This is a genomic window from Pseudomonadota bacterium (assembly GCA_018817425.1).
GTDB lineage: Bacteria > Desulfobacterota > Desulfobacteria > Desulfobacterales > RPRI01 > RPRI01.
On sequence record JAHITX010000040.1, the window covers coordinates 44461 to 62811 of the forward strand.

19 protein-coding genes and 1 tRNA gene are annotated in these 18351 nt (G+C 36.4%); 15 read left to right on the forward strand and 5 right to left on the reverse strand.

The window, feature by feature from the left end; all coding sequences use genetic code 11:
- Nucleotides 1-16 precede the first annotated feature (16 nt).
- A tRNA-Leu gene (locus tag KKC46_08225) sits at nucleotides 17-103 on the reverse strand.
- A 90-nt stretch (nucleotides 104-193) separates the two neighbouring features.
- On the opposite strand from KKC46_08225, the gene KKC46_08230 reads away from it, so the two are divergent.
- The 7 genes from KKC46_08230 to KKC46_08260 are packed head-to-tail and all read left to right on the forward strand — an operon-like array spanning nucleotide 194 to nucleotide 7937.
- Nucleotides 194-1129, forward strand: coding sequence for a bifunctional riboflavin kinase/FAD synthetase (locus KKC46_08230; GenBank protein MBU1053803.1), 936 nt, complete (start codon nucleotides 194-196; stop codon nucleotides 1127-1129).
- 10 nt (nucleotides 1130-1139) lie between these two features.
- Nucleotides 1140-2213, forward strand: a complete 1074-nt coding sequence (locus KKC46_08235) for a flippase-like domain-containing protein (GenBank protein MBU1053804.1) — start codon at nucleotides 1140-1142, stop codon at nucleotides 2211-2213.
- Nucleotides 2214-2216: 3 nt separating this feature from the next.
- Nucleotides 2217-2729 carry a peptide deformylase gene (gene def / locus KKC46_08240; GenBank protein MBU1053805.1) on the forward strand — a complete coding sequence of 171 codons (513 nt, stop codon included), beginning with the start codon at nucleotides 2217-2219 and terminating at the stop codon, nucleotides 2727-2729.
- The gene (gene fmt, locus KKC46_08245; GenBank protein ID MBU1053806.1) at nucleotides 2722-3663 is read left to right on the forward strand and encodes a methionyl-tRNA formyltransferase; all 942 of its coding nucleotides are present in this window, start codon (nucleotides 2722-2724) and stop codon (nucleotides 3661-3663) included. Before def ends, fmt begins: the two co-directional genes overlap by 8 nt.
- 23 nt (nucleotides 3664-3686) lie before the next feature.
- On the forward strand, nucleotides 3687-5081 hold the full coding sequence (gene rsmB, locus KKC46_08250) for a 16S rRNA (cytosine(967)-C(5))-methyltransferase RsmB (protein ID MBU1053807.1): 1395 nt from the start codon (nucleotides 3687-3689) through the stop codon (nucleotides 5079-5081).
- A 43-nt stretch (nucleotides 5082-5124) separates the two neighbouring features.
- The gene (locus tag KKC46_08255) at nucleotides 5125-6564 is read left to right on the forward strand and encodes a HAMP domain-containing histidine kinase (GenBank protein MBU1053808.1); all 1440 of its coding nucleotides are present in this window, start codon (nucleotides 5125-5127) and stop codon (nucleotides 6562-6564) included.
- 11 nt (nucleotides 6565-6575) lie between these two features.
- Complete coding sequence (locus KKC46_08260; GenBank protein ID MBU1053809.1) at nucleotides 6576-7937, forward strand: sigma-54 dependent transcriptional regulator; 1362 nt, start codon at nucleotides 6576-6578, stop codon at nucleotides 7935-7937.
- On the opposite strand, the gene lon is transcribed toward KKC46_08260, so the two are convergent.
- Nucleotides 7938-9959 (reverse strand): endopeptidase La, encoded by a 2022-nt coding sequence (gene lon / locus KKC46_08265; protein MBU1053810.1) that lies wholly within the window; start codon nucleotides 9957-9959, stop codon nucleotides 7938-7940.
- Nucleotides 9960-10735: 776 nt separating this feature from the next.
- On the opposite strand from lon, the gene KKC46_08270 reads away from it, so the two are divergent.
- The 6 genes from KKC46_08270 to KKC46_08295 all read left to right on the forward strand — a co-directional run bounded on the left by KKC46_08270 (nucleotide 10736) and on the right by KKC46_08295 (nucleotide 14719).
- Nucleotides 10736-11083 carry a hypothetical protein gene (locus tag KKC46_08270; GenBank protein MBU1053811.1) on the forward strand — a complete coding sequence of 116 codons (348 nt, stop codon included), beginning with the start codon at nucleotides 10736-10738 and terminating at the stop codon, nucleotides 11081-11083.
- Between the two features lie 77 nt (nucleotides 11084-11160).
- Nucleotides 11161-12225 (forward strand): sulfite exporter TauE/SafE family protein, encoded by a 1065-nt coding sequence (locus tag KKC46_08275; GenBank protein MBU1053812.1) that lies wholly within the window; start codon nucleotides 11161-11163, stop codon nucleotides 12223-12225.
- A gap of 219 nt (nucleotides 12226-12444) precedes the next feature.
- Entirely contained in the window at nucleotides 12445-13254 is an 810-nt protein-coding gene (locus tag KKC46_08280; GenBank protein ID MBU1053813.1) for a cytidylate kinase-like family protein, read from the forward strand.
- Between the two features lie 37 nt (nucleotides 13255-13291).
- Nucleotides 13292-14098 (forward strand): universal stress protein, encoded by an 807-nt coding sequence (locus KKC46_08285; GenBank protein ID MBU1053814.1) that lies wholly within the window; start codon nucleotides 13292-13294, stop codon nucleotides 14096-14098.
- A 39-nt stretch (nucleotides 14099-14137) separates the two neighbouring features.
- Nucleotides 14138-14386: a glutaredoxin family protein gene (locus KKC46_08290; GenBank protein ID MBU1053815.1), complete on the forward strand. Its 249-nt coding sequence runs from the start codon at nucleotides 14138-14140 to the stop codon at nucleotides 14384-14386.
- Nucleotides 14387-14719 (forward strand): ferredoxin:thioredoxin reductase, encoded by a 333-nt coding sequence (locus tag KKC46_08295; GenBank protein ID MBU1053816.1) that lies wholly within the window; start codon nucleotides 14387-14389, stop codon nucleotides 14717-14719.
- A 3-nt stretch (nucleotides 14720-14722) separates the two neighbouring features.
- Here the strand turns inward: KKC46_08295 and KKC46_08300 are convergent, their stop codons facing one another.
- Nucleotides 14723-15505, reverse strand: a complete 783-nt coding sequence (locus KKC46_08300) for a YkgJ family cysteine cluster protein (protein ID MBU1053817.1) — start codon at nucleotides 15503-15505, stop codon at nucleotides 14723-14725.
- Nucleotides 15506-15815: 310 nt separating this feature from the next.
- On the opposite strand from KKC46_08300, the gene rplM reads away from it, so the two are divergent.
- Nucleotides 15816-16250, forward strand: a complete 435-nt coding sequence (gene rplM, locus KKC46_08305) for a 50S ribosomal protein L13 (GenBank protein ID MBU1053818.1) — start codon at nucleotides 15816-15818, stop codon at nucleotides 16248-16250.
- Between the two features lie 26 nt (nucleotides 16251-16276).
- A complete protein-coding gene (rpsI, locus tag KKC46_08310) occupies nucleotides 16277-16672 on the forward strand; it encodes a 30S ribosomal protein S9 (GenBank protein ID MBU1053819.1) in 396 nt (131 codons plus the stop codon).
- A 193-nt stretch (nucleotides 16673-16865) separates the two neighbouring features.
- On the opposite strand, the gene KKC46_08315 is transcribed toward rpsI, so the two are convergent.
- Together KKC46_08315 and KKC46_08320 are read right to left on the reverse strand one after the other, a co-directional pair.
- Nucleotides 16866-17867, reverse strand: coding sequence for a ribonuclease Z (locus KKC46_08315; GenBank protein MBU1053820.1), 1002 nt, complete (start codon nucleotides 17865-17867; stop codon nucleotides 16866-16868).
- Complete coding sequence (locus tag KKC46_08320) at nucleotides 17867-18289, reverse strand: hypothetical protein (protein MBU1053821.1); 423 nt, start codon at nucleotides 18287-18289, stop codon at nucleotides 17867-17869. Before KKC46_08320 ends, KKC46_08315 begins: the two co-directional genes overlap by 1 nt.
- Nucleotides 18290-18351 lie beyond the last annotated feature (62 nt).

Consider the following 18351-nt stretch of genomic DNA (forward strand, 5'->3'; position numbering starts at 1 on the left):
TATGATTATAGTTGTGTGGTGCCGAAGCGGGGACTTGAACCCCGATGGAGAATCCTCCACTAGACCCTGAACCTAGCGCGTCTACCAGTTCCGCCACTTCGGCACAAATAAAACATTGCTTTAAATTCAAGGTTAAGGTAATTAATTTCTTTTAAGTATTTTGTCAAGTTTATTATTGGGGTCTTAACATATAATGAAAGTTATAAATAACATTGATTCAATTAAAAATCCATTTAAAAATGCCGTAGTAACTATAGGAAATTTTGATGGAGTACATATAGGTCACCAGGCACTTTTCCATGCAGTTATTGAAAAAGCAGATGCTATAAACGGAACATCAGTAGCTATCACCTTTAATCCGCACCCGATTAAGATTTTAAGACAAAACGGGCGACTTCCGCTTATTACAATTCATGAGCAGAAAATTGAACTTATTGAAAAAACAGGGCTGGATGTCTTGATATGTATTCCTTTTACTCCAAAATTTGCTCAATTACCGGCATTGGAATTTGTAAGGGATTTGCTTATTAATAAGGTAGGAATGAAAGCTATTGTTGTTGGAAACGATTATGCTTTCGGTAAAAATCGGGAAGGAAATACCGAATTTTTAAAAGCTTGCTCTAAGGAATATGGCTTTGAAGTTATTGTGGCTGACTGGGTATCGGTTACAAATACAATGCCCGGACGAATCAGCAGCACAAAAATTCGCAACCTTGTAGAAGATGGCAATGTGGCAGAAGCACAACAGCTTCTTGGCAGATATTACCAGGTAAGGGGGATAGTTGCCACAGGCCGTGACAGGGGAGGCAAACTTCTTGGTTTTCCTACTGCAAATTTACAGATAGTAGATGAGTTATGTCCCCAAAAAGGAGTTTATGCCGTAACTGTTGAATATAATGGATTAAAGTATAAAGGCGTAGCAAACATTGGTTACAGTCCCACATTTGATGATCATATTTTCACTATCGAAGTTCATATGCTTGAATTTAATGAAAATATATATGGCAAGAACATCAGAATAAATTTTGTTGAAAGAATCAGAGATGAGTTGAAGTTTTCCGGCATTTCGGAACTTTCGGAACAAATAAAAAAAGATATAGATAAAGCACGCAGCATACTTTCATTGTAGCTTCAATCAAATGAACAAAAACAAAACAATTTCGTTTGTTATCGGGACAGCAATATCTGTTGCAGCAATTTATATTTCATTCCGAAATATTCCTGTTGATGATTTATTGCAATATATTACATCCATAAACTATTTATGGGCAATCCCGGCGGGTTTGGTAGGATTATCAACTTTTATTTTCAGAGCTTTAAGATGGCAGGCAATACTGAAACCAGTCCGAAAAATAAGCTTTGTTCAGTCTTTTCATCCTGTTATGATAAGTTTTATGATAAACTGTATATTACCAGGCAGGGTAGGGGAAGCTGCAAGACCTGCCATACTATTAAAGAATGAAAAGCTGCCTTTTTCAACAGGGTTGGCTACAGTAGCTGTCGATCGTTTGTTTGATGTTATTTTTATGTTTCTAATTTTTTTGCTTATAATGGCAAATATTACAATAAAACCTGATTTGGTTATTGATTTTGGAGGCTACCATTTAAATAAAGATGTTCTTACATCAGCAGGAAGAAATATTATTGTAATGGGCGTAATGATTATTTTGGGTATATTTTTATTATTATTTGATAAAACAAGAAGGATCATAGACTATTTGATATCTAAACTGCCTGTTGTTTTTTTCCTGGCCGGGGCAGCTTTTAAAAAAAAAATTGAAGACAGGTTTTGTATTCCGGCACAAAAAATCCTTAAAAATTTTTCAGACGGTTTTTTACTTATAAAGAGTCCAAAGATCATTTTGATTTGTATTTTTTATACAATGATTATCTGGTTTCTTTGCGCTGTTTCATATTACCTGCTGTCGTTTGGTTGTCCACGAATTGATATATCTTTTATGGAATTTACAGCAGTAATGATTATTGTTTGTTTTTTCATAGCCCTTCCTTCAGTTCCTGGATACTGGGGGCTTTGGGAAGCAGGTGGTATATTTTCTATGGCCCTTTTCGGGGTATCTGCAAAGGATGCCGCAGGTTATACTTTAATAAATCATTTTATACAAATTATTCCGGTAGTAATAATGGGTCTTGTGTCTGCAATGATAACAGGTATAACAATAAGAAAGGCTGCATCTATAAAACAAGAAGGTTAACAAATGGCATTACTTGATATACTTACATATCCTGACAGGTTTTTGAAAAATGCCGCAAAGCCGGTAACGGATATTAACGGTGCTCTTCAAAAAATTATAGATGATATGATAGAGACTATGTACAGGGCCCCAGGCATCGGGCTTGCATCAATCCAGATCGGATGCGATAAAAGTATAATAGTTTATGATATAGATCAGGAAGAAAAACCAAAATCGATACAAGTGCTTTTAAATCCTGTAATCATTGAAACCGAGGGAGAAACTCTTTCGCAAAGCGAAGGTTGCTTAAGTGTTCCCGATTTAAGATCGGATGTGAAAAGAGCAGATTCAGTAATTGTTGAAGCTCTAGACAGGGAAGGAAATCCATTAAGAATAGAAGCAAATGATCATCTTGCCATTGTTTTACAGCATGAGATAGATCATTTGAATGGAGTTTTGTTTATAGACAGGATCAGCGCATTAAAGCGGGAACTTTATAAAAGGCGCGTTAAGAAGCTTTTGAAACAAAATGAATAAGCAACGAATAATATTTATGGGTACTCCGGACTTTGCTGTGCCGTCTTTAAAAGCTTTGCATAATACCGGTTATGAAGTTGTGCTTGTTGTAACACAACCGGATCGTCCCAAAGGAAGAGGCAGAAAACTGGTATTTACTCCGGTTAAAGAAACTGCACTTGAGTTAGGTTACAGTATCGCTCAACCCTTATCCATTAAAACATCTGAATTTTCCGACATGATCTCTTCGCTTTGTCCGGATTTGTTTGTAGTAATAGCTTTTGGCCATATACTACCGAAAAACATCCTTGATATATCAAAAAAAGGCGCAATTAACCTCCATGCTTCTTTGCTTCCAAAATACCGCGGGCCTGCTCCCATTCAGTGGGCGGTGATAAACAGAGAAAAAAAAACCGGCATAACGGCTATGCTTATGGATGAGGGGCTTGATACCGGTGATATTTTATTGTCTACCGAAGTTATAATTTCTTCTAAAGATACTTCTTCTTCACTTCATGACCGCATGGCAATTGTAGCTTCCGATCTTTTAATAAAGACTCTATCCGGAATTAAAGCAAACACCATAAATCCGGTGCCTCAGGATCATTCTCTTGCCACTTATGCACCTTTGCTTAAGAAAATAGACGGCCGTATAAACTGGTCAAAAACAGCAAAAGAAATTGAAGCTTTCATTCGGGGTATAAACCCGTGGCCTGGCGCTTTTACCATGCATGGGGATAAACGGCTCAAGATCTTTGATGCAGATGTTATTCCAGGCAGTGTAAAACAGGTTCCCGGAACGATAGTCGGCGAGACAAGGGATCATCTTTTTGTTGCAACAGGTGATGGCATTTTGTCAATAAAGGATATTCAGGAAGAATCCGGAAAGCGTCAAGATATAAAAAATTATTTATGCGGCTGCAATAATATTACACAAGGAACTGTTTTGGTATAAATAGAAAATATGAACTATGAAAAATGAATAAATCCCAGATAAATGGCAATAATGATTCGCTTTTTGCAAACGATACCCGAACTTTGGCTCTTCATTTATTGAACAAGATAGATAAGAAAAAGTATACTCTTGATAACCTCCTCGAAGAATTCCAAAGAAAATATGATCTCCCTAAAAGGGAAAAGGCTTTATTTAATGCCCTTGTTTATGGAGTACTAAGATGGCGTAGCCGGTTAGACTGGATAATACAACAATTTTCCAAACAGCCTTTGGAAAAAACCAATGCTGAAATTTTAAATATTCTTCGCCTTGGACTATTTCAAATTATACATCTAAACAGGATTCCCATTTCTGCGGCAGTTAATACTTCCGTTGAAATTGCAAAACATGTAGCAGGAATTAAAAGTTCAGGATATGTGAATGCTGTATTAAGAAGAACCGGACGAGAATATAAATCTCTTTGTTTTCCTGATATAAATAATAAGCCCGAATATGCCATTTCTGTAAATAAATCTTTTCCTGAATGGATGATAAAAAGATGGATCGGACTCCTAGGGAAAAAATCGGCTATTGATCTGTGCGATGCCATTAACAACATTCCTCCTATCACAATACGGGTAAACATACTTAAAACAAACCGCAATGAGCTTATTGATTGTATTGAATCAGAAGTCCAGGATGTCAGCCGGACAGTTTGTTCGCCCAACGGAGTCTCTTTTTTGCGCCCAAAGAAGCCTATTTCCGAAATGGAAGCCTTTCAAAAAGGATGGTTTCAGGTACAGGATGAAGCCGCCCAGCTTGTAGCTTTGCTTTTGGATCCGGAACCAGGGGAAACCATAATGGATGCCTGCGCCGGACTTGGAGGGAAAACAGGACATATCGGTCAGTTAATGAAAAACAAAGGCAGTATTACAGCAATAGATTACGAGAAAGAAAAATTGCTTAAGCTAAACCTTGATATGGAAAGACTTGGCATAACAAATGTTAAAACATCCATGGGAGATCTTGGTGATCCTGTTTTTCTTAAAAACTATTCCGGAAAGTTTGACCGGATTCTAATTGATGCTCCCTGTTCAAGTATGGGCGTTATACGCAGGAATCCTGATATTAAATGGAAACTGACCGAAGAAAAACTGTTATTTTATCAAAAAAGGCAATTTCTTTATTTAGACAATCTTTCAATGGTTCTGAAACCGGGGGGAATTATAGTGTATGCAGTGTGCAGCACCGAACCGGAAGAGAACGAAGAAGTAATAAGTAAATTCTTATTAAAACATCCAGATTTTATAATTGATGACATACGTTGTTTCTCAAAGATTTTTGAGCCTTTTGTAAACAGTGAAGGATTTATCAAAACATACCCTCATATTAATAATATGGATGGCTTTTTTATTGCACGTCTAAAACGGAGGATATGATGCTGTAGGTTTCAACACTTGGAGACCTATATGAGGTGATAAATTGTTTAGAGTCAAAAGCTTCTCCTTAAACATACGCAAAAAAATAATCGTTGGTCTTACAATATGTCTTCTTGTAATAGGTTTTGTCGGGGGAAATTCATACCGGTTTTTGCATCAGATAGAACAGAAACAGCACCTTGTTGAAGTTGCCGATGATCTCAGCAATATAGTACTTGAGATAAGGCGGTATGAAAAAAACTTTCTTTTATATGGTTCACAGGACGACCTGTCAGAGAATAGGAGTTATATTAAAAAGGGCCTTGAAGTTCTTTCAAACATTTCCGCTGATATGAAAAAAAAGAAAGGTGCGCCTCAGATCGGATTGATTGAAAAGGGATTAATAGAGTATGAAAAGCTGATGGATCAGATGGCTGTTTGTGTAGTAGGGGGAAGGAAAGACTGTGAAAATGATCTGGAAGACAGGCTGCGGGCGGAAGGGAAAAATCTTGTAGACAGGTCAATAGCCCTTGTCAGTTTTGAAAGGGAAAGGATTCTTGCTATAATCGGGCAACTTAAAAAACATATCATCATTAATGTTACATTATTTTTATCAATGGGTATGTTTTTAATACCGATGATGGCAAGAAAGATAATAAAGCCTTTGAGGATAATTGAAAAAACAACGGTCCAGATAGCAAACGGGAATTTTTCTTTTATTCCGGTTCAAAATACAAGGGATGAAACACAGCGTGTAGTTGAAGCATTCAACCGCATGGTTGCAGAACTTGAAAAACGCCAGGAACAACTGGTTCAAACAAAAAAATTGTCATCAATAGGGATTCTTACTTCAGGTGTTGCCCATCAGCTTAACAATCCACTAAACAATATTTCAACTTCCTGCCAGATACTTTTGGAAGAAGGCCGTGATGCTGAACCCGAGTTTATGCACAGAATGCTTTTAAATATTGAACAGGAAGTAAACAGGGCAAGAGATACCGTGAAAGGGCTTTTGGAATTTTCCCGTGACAGAGATTTTGCTCTGGCTCCGGTTTCTCTTGATGAAGTGGCAGAGCGTTCAATCAGGCTTGTTTCAAGCCAGGTGCCTTCCGGAATCGAAATACAAAAGGATATACCTAAAGATTTGGTGCTTGATATAGATATGCAGCGAATTCAGGAAGTATTTCTGAATTTAATCATAAATGCTGTTCAGGCTATTGAAAGCACATCAGGTCTTATAAAAATATCGGCAAAGCCGGATCATGCTGTCGGAATGGCTGTGATAAATTTTGAGGATACGGGCGTCGGCATACCTGAAGATAATTTCGATATGATTTTCGATCCTTTTTTTACTACAAAAGAAGTTGGTATGGGAACCGGCCTTGGACTTTCGATAGTATACGGAATTGTGCAACAGCATAAAGGTTCCATTTCGGTTGAGAGCAAGGTAGGCGAGGGCACAAGATTTATAATTCATCTTCCACTTCATAAACAACGGGCATGAAGGAGACTATAATGACGGCTAAAACCGCCCGGATATTAATTGTAGATGATGAACAGATTGCAAGAGAGAATCTGGATCATGTCCTTAATAAAGAAGGATATGAAACCGTGCCGGTTGAAAACGGAATTGCAGCCTTAAAAGAGCTTGAAAAAGCGGAATTTGATCTTGTGCTGACAGATCTTAAAATGCAGGTAGTTGACGGCCTTAAGGTTCTTGAAAAGACAAAAGAGCTTTATCCTGCAACAGAAGTTATTATTATAACGGGATACGCTACTGTTGCTACGGCAGTTGAAGCAATGCAAAGAGGTGCATTTTATTATATACCAAAGCCTGTCAAAATAGAGGAAGTCCGTATTCTTGTGAGGCAGGCGCTTGAAAAGAAATCTTTAAAAAAAGAAGTTGCGGAACTTAAACTTCGTATCGGAAGCAAAAAAGAAATTACTTTTATTACCGGCAATAATGCTAAAATGGACAATCTGAAAAAAACTGTTGAACAGATTGCTCCAACTGATTGTACAGCTCTTATACTCGGTGAAACCGGAACCGGTAAGGAACTAGTAGCTAAAATGATTCACAAGCTGAGCAACCGTTGTGAGAAAAGATTTCTTGCAGTAAACTGCGGGGCATTTAATGAGGAACTTCTTGCAAATGAACTTTTCGGGCATGAAAAAGAAGCTTTTACAGGGGCACGCGGAATAAAAAAAGGTTTGCTGGAAGCAGCTGAAGGAGGAACTGTTTTTTTGGATGAAATAGGCGATATGCCGCTTTCGATGCAGGTAAAGCTTTTAAGAGTTTTGCAGGACAGGACATTAATCAGGGTAGGGGGGACTGATGAAATTTCTGTTGATATTCGAATAATTGCTGCTACAAATAAGAATCTTGCATTGGAGATCGAGGAAGGAAATTTCCGTCAGGATTTATTTTACCGTATCAATGTCATAACACTTCATGTTCCGCCTCTTTCGGAAAGAAAAGAAAGCATTCCGGTTTTGAGCATGCATTTTATAAAAAAATATTCAGAGAACCAGGGGAAAAATATTATAAATATTTCTGATGAAGTAATGGCTATTCTTGAAAGCTATGAGTATCCCGGTAATATCAGAGAACTGGAGAATATCATGGAACATGCTGTGGCAATGGCGGATGGAAATACAATTACAATGCGTCATCTTCCGCCGGATTTCCAGCAGCTTAAATTCAGGATACAAAGCAGGCGGCAAAGAGAATTTCTTACGCTGGAAGAAAATGAAATGGAGTATATTGCATGGGTACTCGATCAGGTGGAGAATAAAAAAATAAAAGCAGCTGAAATCCTGGGTATAGACAGGGTTTCATTATGGAGAAAGTTAAGACGCTATAACCTTGATACATAGCTATTGTATAACCAATTTCACAATAAAAGGGATTTCTTCCGCAAGCACAATTTCTATACCTTCTTTGGCTTCCGGTTCAAGATTTGTAACATCCGTTTCATTGCGTTTGGGAAAAACAACAGTTTTGATTCCGCTTCGCTGAGCGGCAAGAATTTTTTCACGAATTCCGCTTATACCTAATATCCTTCCGCTTAATGTAATCTCACCTGTCATAGCAATATCGTTTCTTGCCGGTTTTCCTGTTAAAAGAGAAATTAGGGCAACGGCAATTGTGATACCTGCTGAAGGTCCATCTTTTGGTATTGCTCCTGAAGGAATATGAATATGAATGTCGCGTTCATTAAAAAAATCCGGATCTATTCCGAACTGCTCAGCATTGCTTCTAACAAAACTTAATGCTGTCTGCGCCGATTCCTGCAAAACATTTCCCATTGATCCTGTCAGTATAAGCTGACGGTTTCCTTTCATCAGGCTTGCTTCAATGAAAATAATTTCTCCCCCGAATTCAGTCCACACAAGACCAGTTGTTATGCCGGCTTTATTTTCTCTTTCAGCAATTTCATGTGTGAATTTTCTGGGGCCAAGAAGTTTTTCAATAAGTATATCATCAACTGTTATCGAATCTGCATTATTAGGTCCGTTGCCGTTTTGAAGAAAAAGTCTTGCCATTTTACGAAATATTGTTGCAATTTCACGCTCAAAATTACGAAGCCCTGCTTCCTGCGTGTAGTCATTTACTATTTTAGATATGGCATTATCTAATAATTCAATATTAAAACCGACCAAACCATGCTCTTTGATCTGCTTTGGTATAAGATGAAGCTTTGCGATATTTCTTTTTTCTTTTTCCGTGTAACCGGAAAAACGAATTACTTCCAGCCTGTCTAAAAGAGGAGCAGGAAGCTTTTCAACCATATTAGCTGTTGATATAAACATTACACCCGAAAGATCAAAAGGTGCATCAAGATAATGGTCGGTGAAATTGCTGTTTTGCTCAGGATCAAGAATCTCTAAGAGAACCGAAGCCGGATCACCATGAAAATCCTGTCCGATTTTATCAATTTCATCAAGCATAAAAACCGGATTACATGTTCCTGCGCGTTTTATCTCATTAATAATTCTTCCGGGCATTGCTCCAACATATGTTCTTCGGTGCCCGCGTAAATCAGCTTCATCTCTTAGCCCTGCAAGTGATATACGAACAAATTTTCTTCCTAAAGCCTCTGCAATAGATCTTCCGACCGAAGTCTTGCCGGTTCCGGGAGGGCCTGCAAAACAAAGTACCGGGCTGCGGGTCATTTGTATATGCTTTTTCTTATCAATAATCTGTCGAACTGTTTGGCGAAGCTCATCTAAGTTTATAGGTTTGGGAAGATAGTGGAATGCGCCTTTTTTTAATGCGTTTACAGCTGAACTGACGGTTGCAAATCCGGTTATCATAACAAGTTCGGTATGGGGAGATATTTTTTTTGCAGATTCCAGCAATTGAATGCCGTCCATCTTTTCCATTTTGAGATCGGTTAATATCAAATCTATGTGGTGTTCTTTTAAGATATTTACCGCTTCAAGCCCGTTTGCTGCCGTACTTATTGCATAACCTTCTTTGCGCAATATATATTCAAGGTTATTTCTTGCTATTTCCTCATCATCAACAACTAATATATGAAATTTCTGTATACTGAAAAGGGTTCTTACGGAAAGATATTCAAGCACGCGTTCTTTGATGGCATTCAAACCGTAATGTTTGGATTCCATTATTTTTTCAGCGTTTTTTAAATCAAGATTGTCATCTGTGAAAGTATGCCAAGGCAGAGATAGGAGGTATTCGATATAATTAAAGCCTATACTGTATTCCGGTGTTGAAATATCCATGTTTTCCATGCGTTCCAGTTCTCTGATTGCGACAGAGGCGAGAGAATCGGATAATCCTGCCTTTTCGACTAAAGTACGTAAGTCTGAGAGTTCCTGATTAGGTCTTTTATTCTCTTCAGCTTGTTTTTCAGGCTTTTTTGTAAAAATCATAATCCCATCCTTTTTAGATATTAAAGCTCATTTTTATTTATCGAAAAATAAAGACAATAGCAACTGTTTCCGGTCGTTAAGATGGCGTTGCATTTAGCAACGGCCAATCACATAATGTAACATAGATATAACAATCTGAAATAATTATAAAATATATTTAGCTAAAATATAATGTTGCATATTGCAATAAATACGAAAAACGAGACAAAGCCTATAACATGATATATATAATTATGATAGATAGTTATAGTTAGTTATAATATATGGCATAATAATTGAAACACATAAAGTTAACAAGACAGAATGCTTTTATCTGAATATCTGTAAATTTATATAAAAAGGTTAAGCTATTCGTGAATATAAAAAGTGATTCAAAAAACAGCAGAATGGAAGAATGCAGAAAAATCCTGGTTGTTGGAGAAGAAGGCTTATTTTCAGAAAGCTTAATCGATTATGCAGTTCAAGTAGCAAAGCGCCTTAATTATAATATTCTTTCGGTAAGTGTTATGCAAAAAGGTTTGGAAGAAGTATCCGGGAAGCCCGGAGAATTTCTTAACAATTTATTTAGAATGAAAGCTGAATCTGGCGGGATAGGGTATGACAATTTGCTTCGATACGGAGATTCAGGGATAATAGCTGAGAAAATTATTCATGAAATAAGAAGGATAGGATTTATAATAACCGGATCTGATGAAAGCAAGGAGAAGATTGCGGCTGAAGTTACGATTCCGGTTTTTAGCGTTTTTACAAATAAAAATATAAAAGGAGGAAAGAAAATGGCTGAAGAAATCAAGCAAAAGAAACCGGTAGGTAAAACATTGGGCTATGGTGCAATAAGTTTAGCTCTCTATGCAGCGGTTTTTACGAATACCGATACAATAACAGATTATTTCACAAGGGGTGGGTGGTATTCGGCGTTGCCGATTTTGACTGTTTTTGCTTTTTCATTTGCTCACGGAGCATTTGCCAGTAATTTTTGGTCTCTTATGGGAATTGAAGCGGCTCATACTGATACCAAGGTTGTTACTATTGAAAAGAGTGTTAAAGATGATGTGCGGTCAAATAAAGTTGCAAGGAAAAGACCGCGGGCTCGTGCATACATCAATCCTTTTCACAGACTATAAATTAAAAAAGCAAACAGTTTTTAAAGTGTAGAATATATATTAATTTATATCGCTAATAAATATTTTGAGGAGGAGATATGCAGGATTTAGCAGTGGAGAGTTTAAAATTTATTGATTTAAATCTTATGTCGATATTGTTTTTGTTTGTAATTGGTTTTATCGGAGGGCTTGTAAGCGGTTTTATCGGATCAGGCGGAGCATTTGTTCTTACTCCGGGCATGATGAGTCTTGGAGTGCCGGGCACAGTAGCTGTGGCAAGCAATATGTGTCATAAGTTCCCAAAAGCTATGGTGGGGGCATTTAAACGCTTTAAATACGGTCAGGTGGATCTAAAGCTTGGAATTGTTACGGCGGCTTCAGCAGTAGTGGGAGTTCAGGTTGGAATTCAGATTCAGCATTACATCCTCGAGAAATGGGGTGAAGCCGGATCCAATCTGTATGTAAGTTTGGCTTTTGTTGTTATTCTTGTGCTAGTTGGTGGGTACGTTTTTTTTGATGCATGGAAGATAGCCAAAACCGGAGGCGTTGAGAAGGTAACCATGCTGGCTCGGAAACTCCAGTCTATAAATCTTCCGCCTATGATTCATTTCAAAAAGGCAAATCTAACAATATCATTATGGTTTACTATCCCTGTCGGTTTTGCTGCAGGAATGCTGGCAGCAACGATTGCTGTTGGTGGTTTTGTAGGTGTACCAGGAATGATATATGTAGTTGGAGCATCAAGTATCATAGCTTCAGCAACGGAGCTGGTAATAGCGTTTATTATGGGTTTAGGGGGTTCTATAAACTGGGCAATGCATGGAATGATTGATATACGTCTCACTCTTCTTATTCTTGCAGGATCTCTTTTTGGTGTTCAGTTGGGGGCAATAGGAACAACATATGTAAAAGATCATATGATCAAAATTGTAATGGGTACAATCATGCTTCTTGTTGCGGTCAGCAGAGGGCTTGCAATACCAAAGTATTTAGATCAGCTAGGCCTGGTATCTATGAACGCAGGAGATATAAATCTGATGACGAAGATAAGCTTTGGAATAATGTGTTTTGCTCTTGTAACCGGCGCATTAATTATACTAGGAAGCATGTGGAAAGCAAGATCACCCAGGTTTGCAACAGAAGAAAGTTATGGGAAGGCATAATATATTATGATACATTAATTAATATGGGTTAAGTCAAAATAAGGGGTATGAAAATAATATTTTCATACCCCTTATTTCTTTGATTTTTAGCAAAGGCGGGTATATTATTAAAAAAGATAGTATTTATAGTTGTGGTCCCATATGGGGGTTGGCCCCTTCTGCCCAGCGGCTTTAAGCTTATGGACAGCATACCATTTAATCCGGGAAAGGAGGAGTATTATGTCAATCATAACTATTTCCAGAGCTTCATACAGCGGTGGAGAGGAGGTTGCTGAAAAGGTTGCAAAAAAACTGGGGTATGATCGTATTTCAAGAGAGATCCTTTTAGATGCATCTGAAATGTTTCATATACCCGAGATAAAGCTTGCAAGGGCCATTAGTGATGCACCTTCCATTCTTGATCGTTTCAACAATGGTAAAGAGATGTATGTTACCTATATTCAGACGGCGCTTTTAAAATATCTGCGTGAAGATGACATTGTTTATCATGGGCTTGCAGGTCATTTTTTTGTAAGAAACATAAAGCATGTGCTCAAGGTCCGTATTATAGCAGACATGGAAGACAGAATCAGAATAGAAATGAAAAGAGAAAAAGTAAATGAGGAAAAGGCGCTTAAAACCATAAAAAAAGATGATGAGCAGAGAAGAAAATGGAGTCATTTTTTATATGGGATAGATACATGGGATAACAGCTTATATGATTTGATACTTCATATTAAAAACATAACAACAGATGATGCAGCAGATATAATTTGTCATACGGCATCGCTTGAGCATTTTAAAACGACTCCCGAATCACAAAAAAGCATTGAAGATCTTGCTTTGGCGGCAGAGGTCAGGGCTGAATTATTTGATTTATGCCCATATGTGGAAACAAGTGCCAATGATGGCATAGTGAGCGTAGTAGCCAGAGTTCACGAATATCAGAGATCCAATATTTCTCCCGAGTTGATATCAAAAGCAGAAAGAGTAAATGGTGTTAAAGGTATCAAAATGAAAGTTTTGCCAATTACCGTATATACCGATTAGATCAGGCTGTATTTATAAAGTGTTTTTAGCGTAGATTATGGGATTATATGACAAAATATTAGTTGCAGTTGATGGTTCCGATGCAAGTCTTCATGCACTATCTGAATCTATAAAACTTTCTTACTGGGTAAGGGGAAGTGTTTGTGCGATTTATGTTGCGCCTTCGTATGAAGGTGATTTGAGTTTAACGGGTGTTAAGAATCTGGATGCATTGTTAAGCGAACCCTGTAAAATCACTCTTGCTAAAATAAAAGAAACTGTTGAACAAATTGATGCCTCCATTCAGGCTTTGTGCTTGGAAGGTGAACCTTTTGAGAAAATAATGGAATATGCTGAAAAAGAGGGTTTTGATCTTATAGTTGCCGGGGTTGAAAAGAAAAATACCTTATACAGGACGCTAATTAAAGGGGTTGCGGAAAAAATAATCCGTTATGGTTCAAAAGATATTCTTATAATACCGCAAAACACTTCAATCGGCTGGGATAAAATCCTTGTTTCAAAAAATAAATCCCAACATGATGGAATGGCAGTTAAAAAAGCAATGGAAATTACAAAAGCATATGGTGGGGAATTGCTTATTATAGATGATAATATAAATAAAAAAGAAGTTATTAATGGAATAAATAAACTTTCTTCCAAAATTGTGTTTAAAACAATTATAAAAAATGGAAATGGACCGAAAGCAATCTTAGATACTGCTTTTGAAAATAATACTGATTTAATTATCATGAGCTCTTTATTCAAAAAAAGTATCAGGAATTTAATTTTCAAAAATACCATTGAAAAAGTAGTTTTATCTTCAACCTGCCCTGTGCTGGTTGTATCCGAGAGCCTTGTCAGTTAAATAAAAATTTATAATAAACTAATATGAAAGGAAAATAATATGCCTCCGGTAAAAATGTATTCGCTTAGTACTTGCAGACATTGTAAAGACGCCAAAAAATATTTTGATGAATGCACAATAAATTATGATTTTGTTGATGTAGATCTTTTAAAGGGAAAAGAAAGAAATGAAATCCTTGAAGAGATAAAAAAAATTAATCCCGATTGTTCTTTTCCTACAATAATAATAGGCGATAAGGTAGTTGCCGGCTTTAAAGAAGAAGAAATCAAGGAGGCGTTAGGAATATAAATGGAACCTGAAATACTATATGAAATGTTAAAAAAAGTTCAGGAACCCAAGGGGTATTATTTTAATAAAGACAAAGCAGTAGTAATAGATCTGCTTGAGTCCCTTTGTTTCAATAAAGAACGCTATGGATATATGGCATGTCCATGCAGGCTCGCATCCGGAGACAGAAAAAATGATGAAGATATAATATGTCCTTGCGTATATAGGGTTAAAGATGTGAAACAATACGGGAGTTGCTATTGCGGTCTTTATGTCTCAAAAGAATGGAACGAAGATACCGATGAACATGAATATGTTCCTGAAAGAAGGCCGGGATCAAGAATGATATTTTAAAAATTATCTTTGCTGGATATTTTTATTTTTTATCCCCCATAAAAAATATTTTATCCAGGCAAAGCCTAATTTTAATAATGCCGTATCATTGGTTTTTATTTTTGATAAAAGATCGTATTTGATTTTGTAGCGCTTTAAAAAGCTGCTTTTGAATACAAAGTCTTTGAAACTGTCAATATTATAAGTAGCCATAAAAGCCATTTTTGCTTTTGATCCTTCAGGGCCTTCGCTTCCCCAAGGGTTGTTTTTAAAAAGGCTTGCAAGCTCACCCCACTGGGCAGTCATTTGATTATGTATAGATGCATCCTGATCTTTTGCCCATGAAGATGCTGTCCACTTTTTGTTTTCATGTTGTCCCAGACAAAAATCGGGCGGTTTAAAAAAATAGATTGGCATATTTTCTTTTCTCTTAGCATCATAAAAGATACCCTGCTCAACTGGAAAAGTCCGGCAGGTATCGGGTCTGTCAATATAAACGGAACAACCTTTTTCAGTTAAAAAAGGGCATGTTTTCTCATAAGATTCAGACATTCGCAAAAGTACATCAGGGAAAAACCCTGAAGGACGCATAACTATATCGATATATTTTTCAAGAAATTCATCTGAAGAAATTCCAAGCTTATTTTTAAGCCTTAAAACATCATATGGATATAAAAACAGATTGATATTACGGCAGCATTTATTAAAACAGGTAAGTTCGCTGTGGCATTGAAAAGAAAAAACCTCATCATCTTTGAGCATGCCTTCTGACAGGCTATCAATATTATCTAATTCTATATATTTCATATTTCGCTACGATCACATACTATTTGCAAATTTTTATTGCCAAAAACAATGCATGTTATTAATCTGTTTAAAATTTTACCTTGCCGTTGCAAAGTGAAATTGAAGTAAACCACATACGGAGATCTTTCGTCAAGACCTTGATGTTACTATACGACTATTATATTAAATGTTGATATACGGCATTCATTTTTTGACAAAGAAAAAAATCGGCTTGATACAATTTAATTATTCAAAATAAATACTTTTTTCTTGACACATTCAGTTAATTTATTTAAAAGTATCAGATTCTAAAAATACAGGAGTTTTCGTTGTGAAAAAATATACATACAGTGCAAAGAATACAGATAATCAAGATAAATGGGTAATCATTGATGCAAACGGAGCTATACTTGGAAGGCTTGCAACGAATGTAGCTTCACGTCTAAGAGGTAAAAATAATCCCTTGTTTACCCCTCATGTAGATATGGGCGAAAGCGTTATTGTAATTAATGCTGATAAAATTGCTCTTACCGGAAGAAAACTGGAACAGAAACGCTATTATAGACATAGCGGATATGTAGGTGGTCTTAAAGAAATTAATGCAAAAAAACTTCTTGAAAAAAAGCCCGAAGATATTATCCGGTTTGCAGTAAAAGGTATGTTACCCAAAAACAAGCTGGGAGCTAAGCTTTATAAAAAACTCAAAGTTTATGCCGGAGATAAGCACCCTCATGAAGCCCAGACGCCTGAGATAATTACACTTTGATAATACTTTTTTTATTGGGGAATTAAATGGAGAAACAAAACATATTTTATGCCACCGGAAGACGAAAAAGCGCTATCGCTAAAACTTGGATGAAACCGGGAACGGGACAGGTTATAATTAACGATAAACCTATCGAAGATTATTTTAAGATTGAATCAGCAAGAATTAATTTAATCAGGCCTTTTGTAATTACCAATACGCTTGGAACATTTGATGTTAAAGTCCGCGTTTTGGGTGGTGGGATTACCGGACAGTCAGGCGCAGTCAGATTGGGTATAACAAGAGCTCTTATCCAATCAAACCCTGATTTAAGGTCGGTTTTGAAAAAAGCAGGTTTTGTAAAAAGAGATCCAAGAATAAAAGAAAGAAAGAAATATGGTCAAAAAGGCGCAAGAGCAAGATTTCAGTTCTCGAAACGTTAGAATATCAGGCTTGTATTATTTATATGCCTTTGCATAAGATGCCATCTTAAACTATATAAATCTTAATCCAATTCAAAAAACAAACAGCGAATAGCATATATCCTGATTTACTTACTGCTATTCGCTGTGATTTTATTTACCAACCTATTAACTTCTGATTTTATCTTGCCCTTAACCTTGAACCTGCATTAACTTACTTTATATATTTTCCATATTCCTCTTTTGCCTCATTATATAAATCTTTTTCATACCCGAAATATCGGGGAGAAAAATGAAAAATGGTAAATTGTTTTGTTTTTGCCATAGCTGCCAGATAGCCGGCCTGTCTTGCAGTGAGATGGAATTTCTTTTCCGCAAGTGCACAATCCTTGTGCAGAAAACTCGCCTCTATATAAAGATGGTCAGAATTTTTTGCAAATTCAATTATTTTATCTATGTTGTATTTATTGAATGCTACATCTCCAATATAGGTTATTTTCTGGCCCTCAGTCATTAATACTATCTTTTTGGAAAGCTCACCAAGTATAAATTTTTTTTTGTTTTCATTTACAAAAACCTCAAATTCAGAATCAGGATCTTGTTGCTTAAACAGTGCATCTTTTAAATTTTTAAGCCATGGACCGATTTCAAGTCCTAAAGCTTCAACATTTTCTTTAATTATGTTTATATGAAAGCGTTCTTTTATTGAAAAGCCAAGACATGGTATTTCATGGTCCAGGATTAAAGTAGAGATACTAAAAGCCGGTTCTTCAAAAAGGATTTTGTTAAACCCGGTTATTATTACTTTGGAATCAGGATAAAATTTGTTGATACAGCGGTATGTTTTTGTTAGTTGTTGATTCGGCTTGATTTCTGTTGCATGCAGAATTAAGGAATTAGTGTAATTTTGAACAAGATTCCATGAATACCCTGCGAGTTTGCCTTCGATATTATTTAAAAAACCTTCCGGTCCATAAAGATGAATATCTTTGTTTCGTCCCAGAGAAAGGCGCAGCAGCCTGTCAAAACCTGAGAAATGATCCATGTGGGTATGTGATACAAAAACATGACTGATTTTAAGTATATCTTTTGATGAAAGAGAATAAATATCTCCAAGATCAAATAACACAGCCCGTTTATCAAAGAGAAAAGAAATAAATAATCCGGGATCATCGAAAGGACCGTTTACTGTCCTTGGATGAAAAATGGGACGCATTATGCTGATAGAAATTTCATAACCTGTTTGTTAATGCAATTATACAGATCTTCATCAGAACCAAAAATTTCAATAATATCTTTATGTTTTATGAGTTGTTCAATTACAAAAGATGTTACATAAAGCGAAACTACATTGGGTTGAGAAAGCAGATTTCTATAGGGAGCAATAACGAAATCTATGTCGAAATCTTCAGACCGGGTTAATTTTTCAAGACACATCCGAATTTGTTCTTCAGAACTGTTTTTGTTGGTAGTTTCTATGAGGTTATCTTCTATAAGCTTTGTAGTAATAGCATTGGAAAGTGGCTCATAACACTCTTTAACAGTGTTAATTGCTTGTCTGCGAGCATATTCTTTTGAAGATTCAATTTTTGATAAAATACTTGATTCTCTGTTACTTGCCCGGAATACCTTGGCCATTTGCATTCCCCTATATTATTGATTAAGATTGGCAGCTTAATAAAAATAACTTTACTTAAAAC